We start from the raw sequence: 22312 nt of genomic DNA on the forward strand, positions 1-22312 counted from the left end.
GCGTCGCGTGCCTGCGTTGTTGCTGCAGCGCGTTGCGCGCCTGTGTAGTTGCTGCAACTGCTTCGCCGCTGCACTGCTGCGCTGCATAAAGTCCGGCTCCGGTGCGTCCCCGTTTCGGGTAATTGGTGGCCCGGGGGTGACGCAGGTCTCACATTACATCGTTGTAATAGGCAGGGCAAGAGAAAATTGTTAGCGCACACAATTTAGTGGAAGACTCTCGGATCAGCCCTTGCTGCTGTCCCGTTCCTCAATGGTGTAGTCGATTTCAACCAAACGCTGCCCGTGGGACCTGTCGGACATGCGCTCAGTCAGCAGGCGCAGGGCCTGGGTGGCAATGGCTCGCTTGTCAAAGGAGACGGTGGTCAACGAAGGCACGGCAAAACGCCCGTCGATCACGTCGTCGAAACCCGCCACGGCAATGTCATCCGGAACGCGGACTCCCCTTTTCCACAACGTGTTCAAGGCACCCAGGGCCATGGAGTCGGTGAAACAGAACAGTGCCTCGGGCAAAGGATTGGCATCCAAATACTCCGCCAGTGATTTCGCGGCTGAAGCGGGCGTCCAGCTGTCGCAAGAGATCATCAGCGATTCATCCTTGGCGATTCCCAGTGTTTGGAGCGCGGCTTCATAGCCGCCTGTCCGCTGGATCGCCGTGGCTGATTGCCTTCCCCGGTTGACGCCCAGAACAGCGATACGCCGGCGGCCGGGCCTGGCCAAGGCCAGGGTCATATCGCGTGCTGCGGCGAAGCTGTCCACAAAGACGCGGTCGGCCAGTTGCTGGGTAACCTCACCCAGCAGTACCACCGGAGGCAAAGCCACACCCATCTGAACGGCGCTCTCCTTGAGCACCACGGGATTAAGAATCAGCCCATCAATGAGGTTGGCCCGGGCGCGGGTCATCAGCTCATGCTCACGGTGGGGGTCGGAGCCGGTCTCCTCGATCTGAACGCTGAACCCTTGGGCGTGGGCAACCTCCACAATGCTCTGCGCAAGTTCAGCCGAGAACGGGGTGGCAAGGTCCGGCAGCGCCAGGCCAATAACACCCGACCGGCCATTTCGCAGTCCGCGCGCCGAAAGGTTGGGTACGTAGTCGAGCTCCTGCATGGCCTGCTCCACCCTGATCCGGGTGGGACCACTGACCGGAACGATCCCGTTCATGACGTTTGAGACCGTTTTAGGCGAAACCCCCGCACGGCGCGCTACGTCCTTGACCGTTGCGCGCAATACGCCCCCTTGCAGCAGTGTTGACCGGCGATGCGATTGACCGGGTTCCTTGATGCTACGCGAATTTCGCCGGTGAAGTCCGTGTTCCCCGCCCGCGGAGACCGCGCTCCCCCGCTCACTAAGGCTGCACCCCGCCGACCGGGAACGCGCTTCTTTGCCCGCACGCCCATGGACGCAGTGACGCCCTTCCGCATTGGCCGGCCATGGGCGCAGTTCCGCATTGGCCGGCCTTGGCGGAGCAAACGTTCCGCCAGCCGACCCGGGCCGCTGCTGCCGCCTAGTTCTCGGAGGCTGCGTTCTCGAAGACCGCGCTCTCGGAGACCGCGCTCTCGAAGGCGGCGCGGAAGGCAGCGAGTGCCGCATCGCCTGCGTCCACGCCGGCTCCTCCGGCGGCATTCGCTTCCAGGCCGACGACGCCCGTATACCCGACGTCCTGGAGAGCAGCCGCGACGCCCGGGTAGTTGATCTCCCCTGTCCCCGGTTCGCACCGGCCTGGAACGTCGGCCACCTGTATTTCTCCCACCCAGGGCAAAGCCGCCCGGACCAGTTCGATCAGGTTCCCCTCGCCGATTTGGGCGTGATACAGGTCCAGCATCATCCTGACGTGGGGGTGATCAACCGCCGAGACCAGCGCCAAGGTGTCTTTGGCCCGCGCCAACGGGATTCCCGGGTGGTCCAGGACGGTGTTCAGGTTCTCCAACGCGAAAACCACCCCGTACTTTTCACCCAACACCCCCAAACGCTCAAGGGTTCTCCTGCCCGTCAGCCACATTTCGCCGGTAGAACGATGAACGGGCCGGACAGCCCGGCCACCCTCGCCCAGTTCCGCAGGGTGGACCACCATGCGCTCGATGCCGAGTTCCAGTGCAGTCGGAATTAACTTCTCCGCCGATGCCAGCACTTCATCGGCGCTTTCAGGATCGGTGAGGCTACCGCCAAAATAGCCGCTCATTGAGGAGAACCGGGCTCCCGTGGATGCCAAAGCCGCGATGTCCCGGCCGCGGGTGTCCCACAACTCCACCTCGAAGCCTTGCCCGTGAATCCTTTCCACCCGCTCCGTCAAGGGCAGCTCCCCGTAGAGCATTTCGGCGCAGGCAGCCAGGCGGAAACTCACGCGTTTCCTCCTACGTTCAGAAGTGCAGGCTCCGCCGGCTGCAGTAAGGCAATTGCTGCCACCTCAACAGGCAGCCCTGTCTGAGCCGAACGGGAGGCGGCCAGGGCAACAGCCAGCGCGTTCCGTGCGTCGACCGCACCGGCCGCGCGGACGGTTCCAGCGGCAGCCCCCGCCGCGGCTTCACTACCGTCGCGGTCCGCCTTGACGGCATCCACAAAGTGCGCCAGTTGGGCCGTATAGGCGTCATGAAAGAGGTCTACGTTCAGGCGGACCGTATCCGAATGGATACCGGCGGCCGTGTAGCTCCTAGCCGTGCTGGCTTGGGGGCCTCCGGCCGTCACCATTCCGGCGGAGCCGAACACTTCTCCCCGTATGTCATAGCCGTAGAGGGCGTTGAAGTTGGCTTCGGCCACGGCTATGGCTCCATTGCTGTAGGTCACGGTGACCACGGCGGTGTCCAACAGCCCACCCTCCTTTGCTTCAGGGGCTACCAGCGCATCAGCCACGGCATGGACGCGAACGGGGACAGCCCCCGGGTTCAGCCAGTTCAAGGTGTCAAAGTCATGAATGAGGGTCTCAAGGAAGATGGTGCCCGGGGGAATCCGCTCAGGATTGGCAATCCCCTCCAGGCTGCCCGGATCACGGGTCAAGGAGCGCAGCAACTGCGGGGTTCCCACAGCCCCCTGGTCAATCAACCTGCGGGCGGCAGCGAAGTCCTCAGCGTAGCGCCGGTTGAAACCGAACTGGACCACCACGCCTGCAGCCTCTGCCGCTTCCATAGCCTCGTCGAGTTCTTCCAGGGTCCGGCCACCCGGCTTTTCGCAGAAGACATGCTTTCCAGCACGCGCTGCCGCGGCTATCAGCCCGGAATGAAAGCGGGCCGGAGCAGCAATGAGAACAGCGTCCACCTCGGGGTCATTCAGGACATCGGTGGGGTCAGTGCTGATTTTCCCGACGTCCAGGCGGTCGGCTAAGGCCTCGACGGCGGGAAGGGACGGATCCGCTATTGCCTCCAGTCGGGCATTGTGAATGCGCCGCGCGACGGACTCGGCGTGGAATCTCCCAATCCACCCCGCCCCGATCAGGCCAATGCGAACGGGCCGGTCTTCACTGACCGGATGCTGAAGGTATCCCATGGTAGCTCCTGAAGATGTTCATCTAGATCGTTCTAGTTCGACTATATTGACATGCGGTTGACGTCCCGTCTAGATCGTTCTATACACTGGTTGCAACTGGAGGAAATATGTCAGAACTGCAGCGCCGCCCCACCCTGATGGACGTAGCCGAAGCGGCCGGCGTCTCGCGCGCCCTGGTGTCCATCGTCATGCGGGGAGCTCCCGGAGCGGCCGAATCCACCCGGCAAAAGGTGCTTCAGGCAGCTAATGACCTTGGATACCGGGCAGACTCCCGTGCAAGGCTGCTGCGGAGCAGCCGGACCAAGCTCCTGGGCCTCTCTTTCTCCACCGCGCAGCCCTTTCATGCCGAAATTGTTGATGCCGCCTATGCCGAGGCGTCGGCCAAAGGCTATGAAATAACTCTTAGCGCCGTCGCCAACGGCAGGCCTGAGGCCCGCGCCATCGAGACCCTGCTGGATGTGGGCGCCGAGGCATTGATCGTCATAGCCCCCACCCTTGGCATGGAAGATCTCTCGCTGCACGCCCGCTCGGTGCCGGTGGTAAGCCTTCTGCGTGACGACGTGGGGCAGGCTGTGGATTCGGTCAGCAGCGACGACCAAGCCGGCATCGCCATGGCCGTTGACCACTTGGTGAGTTTGGGCCACCGGAGGATCGTTCACGTCGACGGCGGCACTGCGGTTTCGTCGGAAAATCGCTGGGAAGCCTACCGCGCGGAGATGATCCGGCGCGGACTGACCCCCTGGGTTGTTCCGGGTGGTCCTGGAGAGGAAGACGGCATGGACGCGGGCAGGATCCTCCAGGCTGACCTTCCCACGGCCGTCATCGCCTTCAACGACAGGTCGGCGCTCGGAATTATGGAGAGTTTCAAGGCCGCAGGGATCAGCATTCCTGCGGATGTGTCATTTATTGGCTACGACGACAGCCACTTCGCCAAGTTGAGCTACGTCCAACTGACCTCCGTCAGCCAGGACGCTCCGCTCCTTGCCGCCGCCGCCGTCGGCCGCGCCGTGGACCGGATCGAAGGAGTCTCGACGCCGGGCAGCGTGGTCCGGACGCCGCACTTGGTGCTTCGTAAAACGACTGCCCGGGTTCCTGAAGGAATCAGCAACACCTGACAAAGCCCCCTCTTAGTGACAGATAACTGTAAAGTGTCTATATGCCCAGGATCACGGCCGCCACGAACGCTGCCCAACGCGCCGAGACCCAACGGAGGATTCTCACTGCCTTCGGTGAACTCCTCTTCACCCACGGCCTCCCCGGCCTCACCATGACAGACGTCGCCCGCCACGCGGGCGTTGGCCGCACCGCCGTCTACAACTACTACGCGGACATGGAACAACTGCTGATCGCGTACGCCCTGGACGAGACCGAGCGCTTCATTGTTGATCTCCGGGAGTCACTGGCCGCGTTGGAAAACCCCGTGGACAGGCTGGCCCTTTACGTCCGCGCGCAAGTGGAGGACCTGAGCCGCCGCCATCTGCCCCCGGGACCTGCCATGGCCGCAGTCCTCTCCCCCGGCTCCTTTGCCAAGCTCGCGGACCACGTGGGCGATCTCAATATCCTTCTGCAGGACATACTTCAAGACGGCGTCCGCCAGGGCTACCTTCCCGACGTCGACGTCGCCCAGCTGGCTCGACTCATTCACGGAACGCTGTCTGCCAGCGCCGCACGACGCAACCGAACGCCCGACGGCGGGACTACCGCGCCTGCCCAGGCCTCCGACGTCGAGGTCAAGTCAGCTGTTGAAGCACGCGCATCTGTTGAAGCCCATACTGCGCAGACCGTACATTTCATCCAGCTCGGGGCCGGCGCACGCTTCGACGAAGCCGGGCGGCCGATCCGGCTTGAAGCAGCCGTCCAGGAAGCACCGATCCATGACGCCCTGGCGGGCTAGTGCAGGGTCGGCGGCCTGCCGTTACTGCCCCGCTGGAAGCGTCGGGATGATGGGCCACTTGGAGTTATCGGCAATACGCAGGTCCTCGCGCGGGCACAGCAGCTTCCCCGGAGTTTGATCCACCAGTTCCGGTTCCACCAGGCCTTCGTAGTCTGAGGTGAGGATGACATCCACGGACTCGTCCTCACGGTTGTCCTGGAAGTAGTCCGTGCCGGCAAGGTTGCGCTGGACATTGAACGCAGCCGCCTGGCCCTTGACGCCCGAAACCACCACGGCCACTCCGGCGTAGGCGGTCTCGCTGTTGTCCACCGAGGCCACTTTGAAGCCCCGGGCAGTAAATTGCTCAGCCACGGTACCTGCCAGGCCGCCGCGGGAGGTGGCGTTGAAGACGTTGAGGTTCACCGTTTCGTTCGGAACGTAGTCGAACGTGGTGGTGGGGCACAGGCTCACCGGGGCTTTACTGGCGATCGCGGTGGGGACTTTGATTACGCCGTTCATGATGGCCCAGGCTCCCACCGCCCCGGCAGCGATCACACCCACCAGCAGCACCAGGACAATTCCGTGGAGCAGCCGGCGCCGGAAACGGCTCTTCTGGGCCGCGGCATCCTCGGCAAAGGTGGCCCGGAGCTCCGGGCCGGTGACCACGTGGTGGCCATGGAGCAGCGTCACATCCTTGGGACGCTTACGTTTTTTTGCTGGGGGCTCCTCCGGACTGGTGGGACCCGTCCGCCTAGCCATCGATCACCAATACACGTGCGTGGATCGCGGTCCTCTGGTGGAGCGCCGTGCGGACGGCCCGGTGGAGTCCGTCCTCGAGGTACATGACGCCCTGGTACTGGACGACATGGGGGAACAGGTCGCCAAAGAAGGTTGAATCCTCAGCCAACAATGCCTCCAAATCCAAGGTCCGTTTGGTGGTTACCAGTTCATCGAGGCGGATAGGGCGCGGAGGCAAGGCAGCCCAGTCCCGCGGCGCCGAGTATCCATGGTCAGGGTACGGGCGTCCCTCGCCCACAGCTTTGAAGATCACCCTGCAAGCCTATGGAAGTTGGCGCCCTAACGGAACTTGTGACCCGCGGCACAGGCAGGTTGTAGCCAAAAGGTGACTTCCGGTTCCTGCTCCAAGGCCCCGGACCTGGACGACCGCAGATCACCGGCTCAAGCAACACCTTGCTCCGATTCACTGACATATTCAGTTCCTGGGCCACCCGCTCTGTCGTCAGGAACCGGTGCATCTTGGCATCCTCCGGCATACATAACCTCCTAAAGCCGTCCAGCACTACGACGTTCCCGTTGCTCAAACAGCAGTTATGCTAGTCGTTGGATTTATTGTTCCGGTTTGGGGGCAGGCATGGGAATTGCTTTTGATGAAGGCGCAGCCGACGCGCTGGTCAGTGCCGCGAACTCTGCCGACGAGGTTCTGCGGGCCGAGGGAGGCTTCCTCTGCGGGGCCATAGAGCAGGCAGTACAGGACTTCAACGGCGGCTACGGGCGTCTGTTCAAGGACGCCTGCGGCATCACCGGCGGCACGGACGGCATCTACGGGTACTTCGACAGGAGAACCGAGTCATGTAAAAACCAGGCCAGGATCGCCTTGGGCTGGGTCGAACAACTCACGAACGCGAAAACATGACAACCACACACCGCAGCCGGCACAGGCGAGTCCTTCCCGCGGCAATCCTTCTTCTCACCCTTGCAGGGTGCGGGACAGCGCCGAGCACCAATCCTCCTACCAGCACTGCGGAGCAGACCATGGGATCAGAACAAGCCCGCAAGGAATATCTCGACCTCTTCACCAAGATTCAAGCCCACGCCCCGGGCGACTGGTCAAAGGTCACGCCAGACAAACCCGGAGGGGTCTGTGATGGCCCTCTCGGCACTGAAGGCACCCAAGTCTCTTTCGATGCCACCCGAAGCCCGCTGAGCCGGGAAGAAATGGACGCTCTCCACGACAAGGTCAAGGCTGAGTTCGAAACCACAGGGTTCACCGTCACGCAACACACCGACGGAGGCGAAAACTTTGTCAGAAGAACCGACGTGTTCGGCCCCGAAAAGTTCGTCATGGGAATCACCACCGGCAAATACGGCATCGCCCTCGGCGGAAATACCCGCTGCGTTCCCGACCCGGAAAGCAAATTCCGGTAGGAAGCAATGACCACGACACACCGCCGCCGGTACTGGCGCGTCCTTCCCGCGGCAATCCTTCTTCTCACCCTTGCAGGGTGCGGGACAGCGCCGAGAACCAACCCACCTACCAGCACCGCGGAGCAGGCCATGGACCCGGAACAAGCCCGCAAGGAATACCTTGACCTCTTCACGGAAGTCCAAGCCCTCGCCCCCGACGACTGGACAAAAGTCACTCCAGAGGCACAGGGGGACGTCTGCCATCTGCCTCTGGGCATGGAAGGGACTCAATTCAGCTCCGACAGCACGCAGGGCGCGATCTCAGAAGATCAGGCTGAAGCGATACATAAGTCGGTAAAGGAAGTCTTTGAAAGCAATGGGCTAAGAGTTGTTCAAACCCAGCCTTCGGGGGCGAACCGAGACCAGACGACCACTGGCTTTGGCGATGGCAAGTTCTCCATGCAGCTTGGAACCAGCAGCTTGGGCACCACGCTCGGCGGCAACACCCGATGCTCGCCGGATCCCGAAGGAAAATTCCGGTAGGTAGCAGTGGCCTGCAAAGTCCGCCGGTACTGGCGCGCCCTTTCCACGGGTGTCGTCTTTCCCTCGTGTGGCGTCACAGACGTCACAGCTGTGAGCGCACCCGCGCGGACTGACAGAATAGGGGCATGACTCAACCGCTCCAAGGTACTGACCGGACCGCTGCCCACACCACGCCTGCCCTGGCGCTGCTGTTGGATGTCGACGGCCCCATCGCCAGCCCTGTGACGCGGGACGTCAAGCCGGACATCATCGCGGACCTGGTTGCCCTGGCCTCTGCCGGCATTCCCGTCATTTTCAACACGGGCCGCTCGGATGCGTTCATCAGCGAGCAGGTCATGGAGCCCATGATTGCCGCCGGGATGCCGTCCAACACCGTCATCCACGCCATCTGCGAGAAGGGTGCTGTGTGGTTCAGCTACACCGCCGAAGGCCCCGGTCCCATCCATGTGGACCACGAACTCGCCGTGCCCAAGGCCTACGGGGACGACATCCGGAGGCTGGTTGCCGAAGACTATTCCGCCCACATGTTCTTTGATGAGACCAAGCGCGCCATGGTTTCGGTGGAGCAGCACCTGAACGTAGCCAGCGCTGACTATTTGGCGGAAAAGAAACTCTTCGACGCCGATGCCCTGGACATCATGGGACGCCACGGCCTCAACGCGGCGATTCTGGACCACCATGCACCGGAATCCGATGACACGGCGGACTACCGGCTGGACCCCACCATCATCTCCACGGACATCGAATCCGTCCGCCTCGGCAAGGACCTCGGTGCCAGCCGCGCCGTCGAACTTCTCGCAGCCCAAGGCATTACGCCGCTTGCCTGGCGGACCGTGGGTGATTCCCGCACGGACTACGCCATGGCAGACTGGCTTCACCACAACGATCACGACGTAAAGCACGTGGACGTCCGGCCCGCAGACGGCGTACCGGTGAAGCCCTACACCATCCTGACGGCCGCTGACCTTCAACTGGCGGACGATGTCATCCACGACGACGCCGGCGGCGCTTTCCTTCGCAGCTGGCGCGAGGCGCTTTCCATCTAGCAACCAGTGAGACCAGTTCCACGCACCGACGATCCCGGAGAAACAGCCATCACACAAGCACAGGTCGATCCGATTTACCACGGCAGCCCGTCCATCGAAGAGGACACGATTGCTGAGGCGATTTCGCCTGCCGTCGTAGCGCATCTTAAACACAGGCCCGACGTCGTCCGTCACCGTGGGCGGTACGCCCTGGTCAACGCCGACCTCACCCCGCAACAAGCCATGGTGTCCGATCTTCTGGCTGTGAGGGCGGCGCTGGACGCTGCCGGCGTCGACTTCATCCTGGTGCGCGGCAACGATGAGCGGCCCGTCATCGCGGTGGACTGGGAGTCGCGCAAGGATGTCCGTGAGGCGCTGGTGTCAGCGTTCCGCAACGAGCCCTTCTACTCCATGACCGTGGACGCCAAGAAGAAGACCTCGGTTCTGGTAGCCGACGGTGAGTTGTCCGCCAACCGTAAAGCCCGCATCTTCCGTTTGTACCGCCCCCGCGTCGAAACCGGCGGTGGCCTCTGGTACGGCCCGGCCCTGGGCGTCCAGCTGGAGCTGTGGCGCTTTGAAGGCGACCACCTTGAGCTGCCCGTGGAGAATTCCCTGACCCGCCGCACCATGCTGCGGCAGGACGCGGTCCGTGGCACCGTCCAGCGGCACGGCCTGACCTGGCCCACCATCGAGAACATGTTTGCCGACCACGCCAGCGACATCGACTTTGATATCGACATGGTGTTCTCGTGGGTAGACGGCAGCGACCCCGAGTACATTGCTCGGCGCCGCGCCCAGCAGGCTGAGGCAGTGCTTGGCGAAGGCGATGACCATGAGGCACGCTTCCGCCAGATCAACGAACTGAAGTACGCGCTGCGCTCGGTGCACATGTTCGCGCCCTGGGTCCGGCGGATCTTCATCGCCACCGACTCCCCCGCACCGGAATGGCTGGCCGACCACCCGTCCGTCACCATTGTTCGGAGCGAGGAATTCTTCGCCGATACCTCGGTCCTGCCCACGCATAACTCGCAGGCCGTCGAATGCCAGCTCCACCACATTGAGGGACTTTCGGAGCATTTCCTGTACTCCAATGACGACATGTTCTTTGGCCGCCCCGTGGGCCCGGACATGTTCTTCACGCCCGGTGGCATCACCAAGTTCATTGAGGCTGACACCAGGATCGGGCTGGGCGAGAATGACGCCGAGCGCAGTGGCTTCGAAAACGCGGCACGCGTCAACCGCAAACTGCTCTGGGAACGCTTCGGCCGGATCACCACACGGCACCTCGAACACACTGCGGCTCCCCTGCGGCGCAGTGTGGTGGCTCAGATGGAGAAGGAATTCCCGGCCGAGTTCGCCAAGACCGCCGGAAGCCGTTTCCGCGCGGCGGACAACATCTCGGTCACCAACTCGTTCTACCACTACTACGCGCTGCTCACTGGCCGGGCAGTCACGCAGACCAGTGCCAAGGTCAGGTATGTGGACTCCACCATGTGGGCCGGCCTGCACTACCTGCCCAAGCTCCTGGCGAAGCGCCACATGGACTTCTTCTGCCTGAATGACGGCAGCTTCCCGGAGGTTGAGGCGAACGAGCGCGCCGACCTGGTGACGGACTTCCTGGAGAAGTACTTCCCGGTCAAGGCGCCTTGGGAGAAGTAAAGCCGCTGGGAGCAACAAGCGGCATCGAGGAGGTGTGCGTGCCCGGCGAAGTATGGGCACCCACCCGCGATTCGTGGGGAATGCGTATGCCTGCCTCAGCCAGCCTGCGCTGAACCTCGGCTGCGTCCACGGGCTCACCCACTGTGACGCCCCCGGACATGGGCACCACCGAGTGCACAATCGTGTGTTCGTACACGTGGATCATGTTGTACGACTGCGCGCCGTCCCTGCCCCGCTGTCCGCCCGCACGGACCCCAAGGTCCTGCGTGTAACACGTGGCCGAGGCGACCGATACCGGAATGCCGGCGAAGCCCGCCGTCGTGGAGTAGTGCAGGTGACCGGCCAGGATGGTGCGGACATCGGTATTACGCACGACGGCGGCCAGCGCGGCTTGGCCGCGCAGCTCCACCAGCACCGCGAGGTCCTGGACGCACGGGACGGGCGGGTGGTGCAGGGCCAGGATGGTGCCGTCGGGCGCCGGGGTGGCCAGTTCGGCGGCGAGCCATTCCAGCTGGGATTCGGAGAGTTCACCGTAGTGGTGTCCCGGAACGGTGGTGTCCAGCGTGATGATGCGCAGTCCGTTGACGAAGTAGCTGCGGTCCACCGGATCCTGGGGTTTGCTGGCCTCGGAAGCGTCGGCGAAGGCGGAGCGGAAGTTCGCACGGTTGTCGTGGTTGCCCATGGCCCAGATGGCCTTGGCTCCAAGGGCTTCGCAGACCGGTTCGATCATGTCGCGGAGCCGGTTGTAGGCTTCCAGCTCGCCCTTGTCCGCGAGGTCTCCGGTGAAGATGATGGCCTCAGGCCTGATCCTGGAGGCGACGATCTGGTCACAGATCTCCTGGAGCCTGGTGGCGCTGTCCACGGAGCCGTAGAGCGTGCCTGGACCACCCACCAGGTGCAGATCACTCAGGTGCAAAAGCACATGACCTGGTTTGGGGTACTCGGCCTCGATGAGCTCCATGGCTGCCTTAGCGTTTGGTGGGAGACGGCGCCTCCCGTGTCAATCCAGTAGGGCCAATCCAACCAGACAACCAGCCAACATCTGGCTAACATCCGGCGGAATGTTGGAAAATTACTTTCCTCCCTTCCAAATTGATGGCCTTATGCCAGCGCCTTTTCCACTGCGTTCACAAGGTCTTCGGAGTCAGGCTCCACTGTGGATGGGAACCTCGCCACAAGTTCACCCTCCCGGTTTATGACGAACTTCTCGAAGTTCCACTTCACCTTGACCGGCTGGCCGTCCTCATCCTGGGTCAACTCCGCGAAGAGTGGATGTTGCTCCTTGCCCAGGACGTTTGCTTTGCTGGTCAGTGGGAAGGTCACACCGAAATTCCGCTCGCAGAACTCCGCGATCTCCGCATCCGCGCCTGGTTCCTGGCCGCCGAACTGGTTGCAGGGCACTCCGAGGATCTCCAGGCCCTGCCCGCGGTATTTTCCATACAGCTCCTCGAGCCCGGCGTACTGGCGGGTGAAGCCGCATTCGGAAGCGACGTTGACCACCAGGACCGCTTTCCCCTCGAACCGGCCGAAGTCCGCTTCTGAGCCATCGTTGAAGGTGAGGGGAATGCTGTACAGGCTGGTCATGGGATTCGCTTCCTGACGTCGTCGGCTGGCGGGCTTGCCGCCATCGAGCTTACGGGAGCCTGCTTTGGGGCGCGAAACGCAGGAGCCTCTAGGGCGTCGGCGGCAGGACCAGGGTGGAGAGCAGAACCACCGTTCCGTTGGGCAGGCGGACCTTGTCCGGTGCCACCAGGACGTATCCGGGCGGAAGAACCACCGCCGGCGGGGTTGACGGCAGGACAGCAACGGGCGTTGGAGCCGGAACGGGAGCCACTGGTGCCACGGGGGCGGGAGCAGGCGCCACGGCCTGCGTCACGGCTGGGGCAACAGGCGCTGGAGCGACCACTACAGGAGCTACGGGAGCTACAGGAGCCGGGACTACTGCGGCGGGTGCTGCCGGGGCAACTACGGCCGGGGCCGGAGCGGGCGCGGCTGGCGCTGCGGGAGGCACGACGGCGGCCGGGGGTGCCACCGTTTTAGCGGCAGGTGCCGTGGTGGTGGTCGTCGCTGACGGAGCCGAGGTGCTCGGCGACGGTGTGGGAGTCGGGGTGGCGGTCTTCGTCGGGGTTGCGGTAGCAGTCTGCGTCGGCGTGGGCGTCGCTGTGGCAGTCGGGGTCGGTGTCGGCGTGGGCGTCGCGGTGGCGGTCGGCGTCGGGGTCGGCGTCGCCGTCGCGGACGGTGAGGAAGTCGCCGTCGGCGTCTGCGTTGCGGTTGGTGTCTGCGTTGCGGTTGGTGTCGTGGTGCCCGGCGGTGTGCTGGTGACAGGCGGCTTCGTGGTGACCGGTGGAACAACTACGGGCAGTGGCTCCGGCTCTTCGTGCTCTCCGCCGATGACGGCGCGGTTGGTGCCGTCGGCTACCGGAACAGCCCATACCGGGGCTGCGGACGTACCTGTTCCAACACCGGGTTGGTAGTTGACCATGGTGATGTTCTGCAGCGGATCAATCTGCCGCATCGGCAGGTAGGTCCAGCCATTGGGATTGGTGTGCAGGCCGTTGACGATTGTCTCGAAGTGGAGGTGGCACCCGGTGGACCAACCGGTGGTTCCGACCTCGGCAATTACTTCGCCGACGCGGACCGATTGTCCTTTGGTGACCCCGATGGCCTGCAAGTGGTTGTAGGTGGTGACCAGGCCGTTGCCGTGTTCGATTTCCACGCGGTTGCCGCCGCCCCACACGTGCCAGCCAACGGCCCTGACCACACCGGCGTCGGCAGCGTAGACGCGTGTTCCGCAGGCGGCGGCGTAGTCCTGTCCCCAGTGGAATTCGCCTGCAAGACCCGTCAGCGGGCTGTAGCGGTATCCGTAGGGCGAACTCGGGTTGAGGACTTCAAGGGGAGCATACAAAGCGCCGGCAGGAGGGCGGGACAGTCCGGCTGAAGCCACTGTCAGGCCTGTTGAGCCGTCTTTGCTGACGGTCCGGACCATGGCGCGGTCGAAAAATACCATCGGGGTGCCGGGGAGTTGTTCCGGGGGTTCGGGCGCGGGATCAATGACCAGAGTCTCGGCCTCGGGCGGCACCAGGCTGCCCAACGCTGCCGGCCCCACCACACCCTGTGCCAGGGAAGTATCAACGTTGCTCGAGAGGACCGCGTTCAGCGGTTGGAAGCCAAAAGCGAAGAAGGCCAGAACGGCCAGGCTCCCCGCGATCAGCACGCGACGGAAACCTCCGGCACGGATCAGGTCTATTGCCCGGTCTGAATCATGATGCTTGCCCACAAAACACTCCCCAAAAGCCAGCGGCACCAAACCCCAGCCTGGCGTGCAAGCACCATTGTTGCGGGTATCAGAGAAGAAATAAAGGCTTCGTGGGCGCTTGCCGCGGAAAGGTTGCATCAGTTTTTGCTCAAGATGTCTTGAGCAAGGTTGGGACCTGACGGAGGTTGGCGGCGCCTACACCCATAACCCGGGTCGGGCCATATTCGGAGGGCACGCCATGACCCGGAATGACACCTTTGCCATCAACCCGGGCGGAGACCTCCCGAAGTACTCCGGATTCGTTCCCACCGCCGAAACCATTGGAACGGGCTGGGACATCATCAGCTCACTGATCCAGGCGGATTCAGCCTCTAGCCCAGGTTTTCCTTCAGCAGGGCACGGTGCTCGACGGCGGCCGTGGAGTGGAGCGCGCGGCCGGCATCCGTCAATTCCAGGAAGAGGGAGCGGCGATCGTCAACGCAGGTTTGGCGCGACACCAGTCCTGCCTTTTCCAATCGGTCAACCACCTTGGACACGGCACTTTGCGTCATGGGGGTGCGCTCCCCCAAGGACTTCATGCGGCACGCGGACTCTTCGCTTTCGGCCACGAGATCCAGGATTTCGAACTCATTGAGTCCAATGTCGAACTTCGCTTCCAGGGCGCGGTCGATCGCTCCTGCGGTTCGGAAGTAGGAGCTCTGGATGCTGCGCCACTGCTCAACCAGTTGACGGTCACGCGTCGTTGCCATGTGCCTGATTCTAGTTCATGACGCCGTTTGAATCCACGTCATACGATTCTGCGTCATAAAATGACATGTCATCGTAGTCCTTGTCATTGAATGACGCGTCATATAGATTGAGCGCATGACATCACCCACCACCCTCAAATCCTCAACTGAGCCGCCTTTGGTTTCAGCCGTTCACTGGACCCGTGCCCAGTGGCTGCTGCTGATGGTCGTCTGCACCGTTTTGGCCCTCGACGGGCTGGACGTTTCCATGGTTGGCGTTGCCCTGCCTTCCATCGGACAGGAACTGAACCTGGGAACCGATTCCCTGCAGTGGATCGTCTCCGCCTACGTTCTCGGCTACGGGAGCCTGCTGCTCCTGGGCGGCCGACTCGCGGACCTGTTGGGCCGCCGTCGTATCTTCCTTATCGCCTTGTCGGTGTTCGCTGCTGCCTCGCTCCTGGGCGGACTGGTGGACGACCCCGCCATTCTAATCGCCACCCGGTTCGTTAAGGGACTTGCCGCCGCTTTCACCGCACCCACCGGCTTCTCCATCATCACCACCAACTTTGCAGAGGGACGCGAGCGCAACAAGGCGCTGTCCATCTTCACCACGTTCGGCGCCAGTGGGTTCTCGCTGGGCTTGGTGGTGGGCGGGCTGATGACCAGCCTCAGTTGGCGCTGGACGTTCCTGGTTTCGGTGCCGATCGCCGTGGTGGTGGTCCTCCTGGGCATGAAGTTCATTCCCAAGGACAAGCCCTCCGTTGAAGACAGCGGGCATGACGTCTGGGGCGCAGTCACCCTCGCGTTGGGCATGCTCGGCCTCGTGTACACCCTGGTATCAGCACCGGAACAGGGCTGGGGATCTGTGGCAACAATCGCCGGATTCGCAGTTTCCGTAGCCGTGCTGGCCGCCTTCGCTGTCATCGAGAACAAGGTCAAGCACCCCCTGATCCGCTTCAGCATCCTCAAGGAAGGCTGGGTAGCGAGGGCCAACCTCAGCGCGGTGGGACTGTTCGGGTCCTACCTGAGCTTCCAGTTCATCGTCACCATGTACCTGCAGTCGGTGCTCGGCTGGACACCGCTGGGCATGGCGCTGGCCCTGTTGCCCGCCGGCCTGTTGGTGGCCACCAGTGCCCCGTTCGCGGACCGGCTTATTGAGAAGTTCGGCGCCACGCAATTGATCCTGGCAGGCCTCACAGCCATGGGGTTGGGCTATGTCCTGTTCCTCCGAGTCGGCACCACGCCCAATTACGCCCTGGACATCCTGCCGTCGGTGGTGCTGCTGGGCGTCGGCTTTGCCTTGGCTTTCCCGTCCATCAACGTTCAGGCCACCGCAGGAATCAAGGACTCCGAACAGGGTCTTGCCGCCGGTTTGATCCAGACCAGCACCCAGGTGGGAGCCGCCCTCGTACTGGCGGTCACGACGGCTTTGGTCAGCGGTCACGGCCAGGCGGCCGGAACCGTCAGCGCCCAAGCCATGCTGGAACAGTACCGGCCGGGGCTGATCCTCAGTGCCGCCGTCGCGATCGCCGCCCTGTTGGTGGCAGCGGCCCCGAAACGGCGCCGCGTGCATTCCTGACTCCGCCTATTGCGCCGGTGTATTCCTGCTCTGTACACCGGCGCTAGACACCGCCTCTGTACACCGGCGCAATTGCGGGGTCGAATGGGATGCATGAGGAATTACCTCACCGAGTACAGGCACGAACTGCAGCGCACCTTCACAGGGACGTCGGGCACGCCTCCGGAGTGGGTGCCGCGTCTGGCAGACGGGAACGACGCCGGATATCACCTTCCGGGGTCGGCCGTCTGGGCGGTTCACGGGCACGTTGCCACCATCGTGGCCGGGATCAGGGTGCTGCTGATGCAGGCCCTGCATCCCGGTGCGCTGGCTGGTGTGTACGAGCACTCCGGATTCCAGAAAGACCCCTTGGGCCGGCTCGCCAACACCGTCCGCTGGATCTTCACCGTGACCTACGGCTCCACGGAAGCCGCCGAAGCCGCGACCGCCCGGGTCCGGAAAATCCACGAACGCGTCCGGGGAAGCTACCTTGACGGCAACGGCGTGAAGCATGACTATGCCGCCAACGACCCCGAACTCCTGCGCTGGGTCCACGTCACCTACGCGGACTCCTTCCTTACCGCCAACCGCATCTGGGGCAGGCCGATACCCGGGGGCGCGGACGCCTATGTCCGGGAATGGGCCGCAGCGGGACGACTCATGGGAGTTCTGGATCCGCCGCTGACCGAAGCCCAGGTCCGCGCCGAACTGGAGCAGTGGTACGCCTCAGGGGTCCTGCGGGCCGACGAACGCCTGGCCGAGACGGTTTCCTTCATCCGCAACCCGCCCCTGAGCCCCTTGCTGGCGCCCGGCTACCGCATCCTGTTCGCGGCCGCCGTCGCAAGCCTTGAGCCCAAGTATCGGGACTTACTCGGCCTGCGCGCCCCGCGGGTCGGGCCAGTTCCTTTGCCGGTGGTCACCGCTGCCAGGGCCGTGCTGGGCATGGTCCGGTTTGCCTTGGGCTCCCACGGACCGAGCGAGCAAGCCGCCCGCCGAAGATTGCAAAGGCTGGGGTACGCAGAAGCTTAAGTGCCTTTTCGCTCTCCCCACCTCCGCCGAGGGGTCAGCTCTCAACCCTTTGAAGCCCACTTACTGCCGAGAACTCACCCCTCGGCAGAACCCCTTAAAGCCGAAAGCCAACCCCTCGACGCAAGTCCACGCCATGTGGACCTCGCCGAGGGGTCAGCTCTCAACCCTTTGAAACGCACTTACTCCCGAGAACTCACCCCTCGGCAGAACCCCTAAAAGCCGAAAGCCAACCCCTGGACGCAAACCCACGTGGTGTGGACCTCGCCGAGGGGTCAGCTCTCAACCCTTTGAAGCCCACTTACTCCCGAGAACTCACCCCTCGGCAGAACCCCTAAACCCCCGGGAGCTCACCTCTTAAAGCCGAAAGCCAACCCCTCGACGCAAACCCACGTGGTGTGGACCTCGCCGAGGGGTCAGCTCTCAACTCTTTGAAACGCACTTACTCCCGAGAACTCACCCCTCGGCGGACGCCCTTGTGAACCCTAGATCAGGTGATCCGACAGGTGGTTCGGGGTGCCGAAGCGGTGGGCCGTGATGGACACAGCCTGTTCGCGGAGGAACGGCAGCATCTCGATCCGGCCGGCCTGGGTCACAGCACCGTGGTAAACGGCCACATCCGGCCGGCCACCCATGGCTGCACTCAGCGCGGCGAAGTCGCCACCGATCAGGCGGATCCGGCCGGCGTCGGAGTTGGCCGCACGGGCCAGCCACGCGGCGTCGTCCTCGATCCTGACGCTGACGCCCAGGTTCGCGAACACGGTCACCACAGCGTCGGGAAGTACGACGGCGGAGCTCACGGTGAGCTTCGAGCCCGCCACTGCGCCGGCTGCTGCCACGCGGAGCAGTTCGGCGAGCGGCTCGCCTTCGGAGAGCCGGATGGTGACAGGAAGGGAGCGGTAGCGGAAGACGTTGCGCTCTGCGGACAAAGCGGAGACGTCCTTGCGGGTGCCGAACTCGGATTCCCAAGCGGCGGCATCGCTGAAGAGCGACTGCTCGAGGGTCTGCAGCTCAACACCAGCAACCCCGGCGGACTTCGCAGCAGCGAGAACCTGCGCCGCCGCACCCTGGAGCACGGTGCCGCGCTTGGCCTTGGCTTCGGCGGGGAGCCAGCGGCCCAGGCCGATCAAGTAGTTCGGTCCACCGGCCTTGGTGCCGGCGCCGACGGCCGACTTCTTCCATCCACCGAACGGCTGACGCTGGACAATAGCACCGGTGATGCCACGGTTGACGTACAGGTTTCCGGCCTGGATGGTGTCCAGCCAGACACCCATTTCAGTGGAGTCCAGGGAGTGCAGGCCGGCGGTGAGGCCGTACTCGATCTCGTTCTGGATGGCGATGGCTTCCTCAAGGGTCTCAGCGGTCATGACACCCAGGACCGGGCCGAAGAACTCGGTGAGGTGGAAGTAGGAGCCGCGCTTGACGCCGGAGCGGATGCCCGGGGACCACAAACGTCCGGTTTCGTCGAGGCGCTCAGGCTTGATGGCCCAGGTCTCGCCGTCGCCCAGGGTGGTGAGGGCGTTGAGGAGCTTGCCGTTGGCCGGTTCGATGATCGGCCCCATCTGCGTGGTGGCGTCCTCCGGGTAGCCCACCGTCAGGGAGCGGGCGGCATCAATGAGCTGATTGTGGAAGCGGGCGCTCTTGGCCACCGAGCCCACCAGGATCACCAGCGAGGCTGCCGAGCACTTCTGGCCTGCGTGCCCGAAGGCCGAGTACACAACATCCTTGGCAGCGAGGTCCAGGTCGGCACTCGGGGTGACGATGATGGCGTTCTTGCCGGAGGTCTCCGCGAGCAGCGGCAGGTCCTGGCGGAAGGAACGGAACAGCTCAGCCGTTTCGTAGCCGCCGGTGAGGATGACCCGGTCAACGCTGGGGTGCGAGACCAACTGGGTGCCGAGCTCGCGCTCTTCGAGCTGCACCAGTGCCAGCACTTCGCGGGGCACGCCGGCTTCCCAGAGCGCATCCACCATGACCGAACCGGAGCGGCGGGCCTGCTTTGCAGGCTTGATCACGACGGCGGAGCCTGAGGCGAGCGCTGCAAGCGTCGAGCCTGCGGGGATCGCCACCGGGAAGTTCCACGGCGGGGTCACCACGGTGAGGTTGGCTGGGACGAACGTGGCGCCGTCGACCGTTTCCAGGTCCTTGGCGCGCTCGGCGTAGTAGTGCGCGAAGTCGATTGCTTCACTCACTTCGGGATCGCCCTGGTCAATGGTCTTGCCGGTTTCGGAGGCCATGACCTCAAGGAGCTCGGCGCGGCGGGATTCGAGGACCTCGCCGGCGCGGTGCAGGATCGCTGCACGCTCGGCGGCCGGACGTGCACCCCAGGCCTTGCCGTGGTCCACGGCGGTGGCGATGATGCGGTCAAGTTCAGCGGCGTCGGAAACCTTGGTGGATTCGACGATCTTGTTGCCTGCGGTGGAGCCCGGGATGCGGCTGAGGATGTCGCGGCCCCAGGCCCGGTTGGCAGGGAGGGCGGGGTCGGTGTCCGGGGTGTTGCTGAAGCCCTCGAGCAGTGCCGGCTCCGCGGGGAGACGGCGGTCCTGCTGGCGGTTGGGGCCTGGGACCTCGTCCTTCATGTTGGCCAGGGAGTCCAGGAAGCGCTTCTGCTCCCGCTTGAACAGGGCTTCATTTTCGCTCAGCTCGAAGACTGCGCTCATGAAGTTTTCCTGGCTGGCGCCCTCTTCGAGGCGGCGGATCAGGTAGGCGATGGCGACGTCGAACTCGCCCGGGTGAACCACGGGTGTGTACAGCAGGAGGCTGCCGACGTCCTTGCGGACTGCGGTGGCCTGACCGGTCGCCATGCCCAGGAGCATCTCGAACTCAATGGCCTTAGGCCCCTGCTGGGCGATCCCACGCTGCTTGGCGAGGAGCCAGGCGAAGGCGACATCAAACAGGTTGTGCCCGGCGACGCCGATGCGGACGGCGTCGATGCGCTCGGGGGTGAGGGCGTAGTTGATGACGTTCTTGTAGCTGGTGTCGGAGTCCTGCTTGCTACCCCAGGTAGCCAGCGGCCAGTCGTGGAGGGAGGCCTCGACCTGCTCCATGGGCAGGTTTGCGCCCTTGACCACACGGACCTTGATGGGAGCGCCGCCCTGGGCGCGGCGGGCGGAGGCCCACTCCTGCAATTCCTGCATGGCACCGAGTGCGTCCGGGAGGTAGGCCTGGAGGACGATGCCGGCCTCGAGGTTCTTGAACTCGGGCATGTCCAGGATGCGCTTGAACACCGCGATGGTCATGCTGAGGTCCTTGTATTCCTCCATGTCCAGGTTGATGAACTTGGGCTTGGGGAAGGAAGCGGCAAGGCGGTACAGCGGGGTGAGCTTCTCCACCACGTGGTCCACGGCTTCATCGAAGGCCCATGGGGAGTGCGGTGCCACGGTGGAGGATTCCTTGATGGAAACGTAGTCCACGTCGTCGCGGGCCAGGAGTTTCAGGGTGCCTTCGAGTCGACGCTGGGCCTCGTGTTCGCCCAGGACTGCTTCGCCAAGGAGGTTCACGTTCAGATGGACGCCGTCCTGGCGGATCTTGGCGATGGCGGGGCCAAGCTTGGCATCGGTGGCATCCACGATCAGGTGGCCCACCATTTCGCGGAGAACCCGGCGGGCGATCGGGATGACTACCTGCGGGAGGATCGGAGCCATGACGCCACCCACGCGGACAGCGCTGCGCATGTACCACGGGAGGAACTTGGGCACCTTGGGCGCAAGCTCGGCGAGTTTGCGGCCGGCGACCGACAGGTCTTCAGGGCGGATGACGCCGTCGACGAATCCGACAGTGAAGTCAAGGCCGTTGGGGTCCTTCAAGACGCCGGCGAGGCGCTGTGCGGAGACGTCCACGGGGATCTTGCCGGCTTCTGTCAGCCAGTGCCGGACCAAGGCGATGGCCTCTTGCGCCAAGGCGTCGAACTGTCCGGAATCCTGGGTGCTCGGGGCGGTGGCATCCGGGATGGTGCTGGTCATGGGGGCTCCTTCTGAGGCGGAGAAGTTTGTTTGTTTCCATCAGTATGGATCTACAATCACGTTAGGAAAAGCGATCTTTTCTGACGAATATTGATTACCCATCCCGACCTTTTGGAGGCCGCCGTGCTGGACGTCCGCAGGCTGCGTTTGCTGCACGAACTTAAAATCCGCGGGACCCTCGCGGAAGTGGCCGACGCTATGCAGTACAGCCCTTCTTCGGTGTCCCAGCAACTGACCCTGCTGGAGAAGGAAGCGGGGGTTGAACTGCTGCGAAAAGCCGGGCGCCGGGTGCAACTGACACCCCAGGCTGAGATCCTCGTGGCGCATACCGCAGCACTCCTGGAGACCCTTGAGCGCGCCGAAACCGAGCTCGCAGCGTCGCTGTCCATGGTGACCGGAACCGTTCGCCTGGCAGTCTTCCAATCCGCCGCCTTGGCGCTGCTGCCCGATTTCCTCACCATCATGCGCCAGGAGTATCCCGAAGTGCGGGTGGAAATGACCCAGCGCGAACCCGAAACCGCACTCTACGAAACGTGGGCGCGGGACTTCGACCTGGTGGTGGCCGAGCAGTATCCCGGCCATGCTGCCCCGCACCACAGCGGGCTGGATCGAGTCATCCTCACCAGCGACGCGATCCGGCTGGCCACTCCCCCCGTTGGGCTGGGGGGCGAAACCGTATCCTCCCTTGCCGACACCGCCTCGATGCCGTGGGTCATGGAACCCCGCGGCGCAGCGTCGCGGCACTGGGCTGAGCAAGCCTGCCGGTCTGCAGGCTTCGAGCCGGACGTGCGCTACGAAACTGCCGACCTCCAGGCACAGATCCGGCTCATCGAATCCGGTAACGCCGTGGCACTGATGCCGGACCTTGTGTGGACGGGGCGCAACCTGACCGTCCAACTGCTGGATCTTCCGAGCCTGCCGAAACGGACCGTCTTCACGTCCACCAGGACAGCTGGCCGTATCCACCCCGCCACCGCAGCCTGCCGTGAAGTACTGGAACGGGTGGCGGCCGCACAACAGCAGGATGCCGAGCAGCAGGCAGACGCCGGATAGCTTCCGGGAACGC

Annotated in this window: 20 protein-coding genes; 10 read left to right on the plus strand and 10 right to left on the minus strand. The window is 63.8% G+C overall.

Annotated features, from left to right (window positions below; translation table 11 throughout):
• Positions 1–222: 222 nt before the first annotated feature.
• From AC6JA3_RS18350 to AC6JA3_RS18360, 3 genes are all read right to left on the minus strand, one after another.
• Positions 223–1224, minus strand: a complete 1002-nt coding sequence (locus AC6JA3_RS18350) for a LacI family DNA-binding transcriptional regulator (RefSeq protein WP_347781915.1) — start codon at positions 1222–1224, stop codon at positions 223–225.
• A gap of 277 nt (positions 1225–1501) precedes the next feature.
• Positions 1502–2338: a TIM barrel protein gene (locus AC6JA3_RS18355; RefSeq protein WP_347781916.1), complete on the minus strand. Its 837-nt coding sequence runs from the start codon at positions 2336–2338 to the stop codon at positions 1502–1504.
• Positions 2335–3474, minus strand: a complete 1140-nt coding sequence (locus AC6JA3_RS18360) for a Gfo/Idh/MocA family oxidoreductase (protein ID WP_347781917.1) — start codon at positions 3472–3474, stop codon at positions 2335–2337. Before AC6JA3_RS18360 ends, AC6JA3_RS18355 begins: the two co-directional genes overlap by 4 nt.
• 107 nt (positions 3475–3581) lie before the next feature.
• On the opposite strand from AC6JA3_RS18360, the gene AC6JA3_RS18365 reads away from it, so the two are divergent.
• Positions 3582–4589 carry a LacI family DNA-binding transcriptional regulator gene (locus AC6JA3_RS18365; RefSeq protein WP_497920442.1) on the plus strand — a complete coding sequence of 336 codons (1008 nt, stop codon included), beginning with the start codon at positions 3582–3584 and terminating at the stop codon, positions 4587–4589.
• A gap of 41 nt (positions 4590–4630) precedes the next feature.
• The gene (locus AC6JA3_RS18370) at positions 4631–5368 is read left to right on the plus strand and encodes a TetR/AcrR family transcriptional regulator (protein WP_026547596.1); all 738 of its coding nucleotides are present in this window, start codon (positions 4631–4633) and stop codon (positions 5366–5368) included.
• A gap of 21 nt (positions 5369–5389) precedes the next feature.
• Here AC6JA3_RS18370 and AC6JA3_RS18375 read toward each other — a convergent pair whose 3' ends face one another.
• Together AC6JA3_RS18375 and AC6JA3_RS18380 are read right to left on the minus strand one after the other, a co-directional pair.
• The gene (locus AC6JA3_RS18375) at positions 5390–6037 is read right to left on the minus strand and encodes a LytR C-terminal domain-containing protein (protein WP_347781919.1); all 648 of its coding nucleotides are present in this window, start codon (positions 6035–6037) and stop codon (positions 5390–5392) included.
• 61 nt (positions 6038–6098) lie between these two features.
• Entirely contained in the window at positions 6099–6398 is a 300-nt protein-coding gene (locus tag AC6JA3_RS18380; protein ID WP_011773432.1) for a type II toxin-antitoxin system VapB family antitoxin, read from the minus strand.
• 321 nt (positions 6399–6719) lie between these two features.
• On the opposite strand from AC6JA3_RS18380, the gene AC6JA3_RS18385 reads away from it, so the two are divergent.
• From AC6JA3_RS18385 to AC6JA3_RS18405, 5 genes are all read left to right on the plus strand, one after another.
• Complete coding sequence (locus tag AC6JA3_RS18385) at positions 6720–7001, plus strand: hypothetical protein (RefSeq protein ID WP_026541839.1); 282 nt, start codon at positions 6720–6722, stop codon at positions 6999–7001.
• 119 nt (positions 7002–7120) lie between these two features.
• Positions 7121–7513 carry a hypothetical protein gene (locus AC6JA3_RS18390; RefSeq protein WP_026541838.1) on the plus strand — a complete coding sequence of 131 codons (393 nt, stop codon included), beginning with the start codon at positions 7121–7123 and terminating at the stop codon, positions 7511–7513.
• A 129-nt stretch (positions 7514–7642) separates the two neighbouring features.
• The gene (locus AC6JA3_RS18395) at positions 7643–8035 is read left to right on the plus strand and encodes a hypothetical protein (RefSeq protein ID WP_497920444.1); all 393 of its coding nucleotides are present in this window, start codon (positions 7643–7645) and stop codon (positions 8033–8035) included.
• 125 nt (positions 8036–8160) lie between these two features.
• The gene (locus tag AC6JA3_RS18400) at positions 8161–9081 is read left to right on the plus strand and encodes a Cof-type HAD-IIB family hydrolase (RefSeq protein WP_497920445.1); all 921 of its coding nucleotides are present in this window, start codon (positions 8161–8163) and stop codon (positions 9079–9081) included.
• Between the two features lie 48 nt (positions 9082–9129).
• Positions 9130–10719, plus strand: a complete 1590-nt coding sequence (locus AC6JA3_RS18405) for a stealth family protein (protein ID WP_397334596.1) — start codon at positions 9130–9132, stop codon at positions 10717–10719.
• Here AC6JA3_RS18405 and AC6JA3_RS18410 read toward each other — a convergent pair.
• The 4 genes from AC6JA3_RS18410 to AC6JA3_RS18425 form a co-directional block, all read right to left on the minus strand.
• Complete coding sequence (locus AC6JA3_RS18410) at positions 10697–11680, minus strand: phosphodiesterase (RefSeq protein WP_026548299.1); 984 nt, start codon at positions 11678–11680, stop codon at positions 10697–10699. The genes AC6JA3_RS18405 and AC6JA3_RS18410 overlap by 23 nt on opposite strands.
• A gap of 140 nt (positions 11681–11820) precedes the next feature.
• Complete coding sequence (locus AC6JA3_RS18415; protein WP_026548300.1) at positions 11821–12303, minus strand: glutathione peroxidase; 483 nt, start codon at positions 12301–12303, stop codon at positions 11821–11823.
• An 88-nt stretch (positions 12304–12391) separates the two neighbouring features.
• Positions 12392–13996 (minus strand): M23 family metallopeptidase, encoded by a 1605-nt coding sequence (locus tag AC6JA3_RS18420; RefSeq protein WP_347781922.1) that lies wholly within the window; start codon positions 13994–13996, stop codon positions 12392–12394.
• 350 nt (positions 13997–14346) lie between these two features.
• Positions 14347–14724 (minus strand): MarR family winged helix-turn-helix transcriptional regulator, encoded by a 378-nt coding sequence (locus AC6JA3_RS18425; protein WP_026541831.1) that lies wholly within the window; start codon positions 14722–14724, stop codon positions 14347–14349.
• Between the two features lie 115 nt (positions 14725–14839).
• Here AC6JA3_RS18425 and AC6JA3_RS18430 point away from each other — a divergent pair, with 115 nt between their 5' ends.
• Complete coding sequence (locus AC6JA3_RS18430) at positions 14840–16282, plus strand: MFS transporter (RefSeq protein ID WP_347781923.1); 1443 nt, start codon at positions 14840–14842, stop codon at positions 16280–16282.
• Between the two features lie 84 nt (positions 16283–16366).
• Entirely contained in the window at positions 16367–17290 is a 924-nt protein-coding gene (locus AC6JA3_RS18435; protein WP_347781924.1) for an oxygenase MpaB family protein, read from the plus strand.
• 482 nt (positions 17291–17772) lie between these two features.
• Here AC6JA3_RS18435 and AC6JA3_RS18440 read toward each other — a convergent pair whose 3' ends face one another.
• A complete protein-coding gene (locus AC6JA3_RS18440) occupies positions 17773–21246 on the minus strand; it encodes a proline dehydrogenase family protein (RefSeq protein WP_347781925.1) in 3474 nt (1157 codons plus the stop codon).
• Between the two features lie 123 nt (positions 21247–21369).
• Here AC6JA3_RS18440 and AC6JA3_RS18445 point away from each other — a divergent pair, with 123 nt between their 5' ends.
• On the plus strand, positions 21370–22299 hold the full coding sequence (locus tag AC6JA3_RS18445) for a LysR family transcriptional regulator (RefSeq protein WP_026548306.1): 930 nt from the start codon (positions 21370–21372) through the stop codon (positions 22297–22299).
• Positions 22300–22312 lie beyond the last annotated feature (13 nt).

Source organism: Arthrobacter sp. TmtSoilC79, from assembly GCF_059739405.1.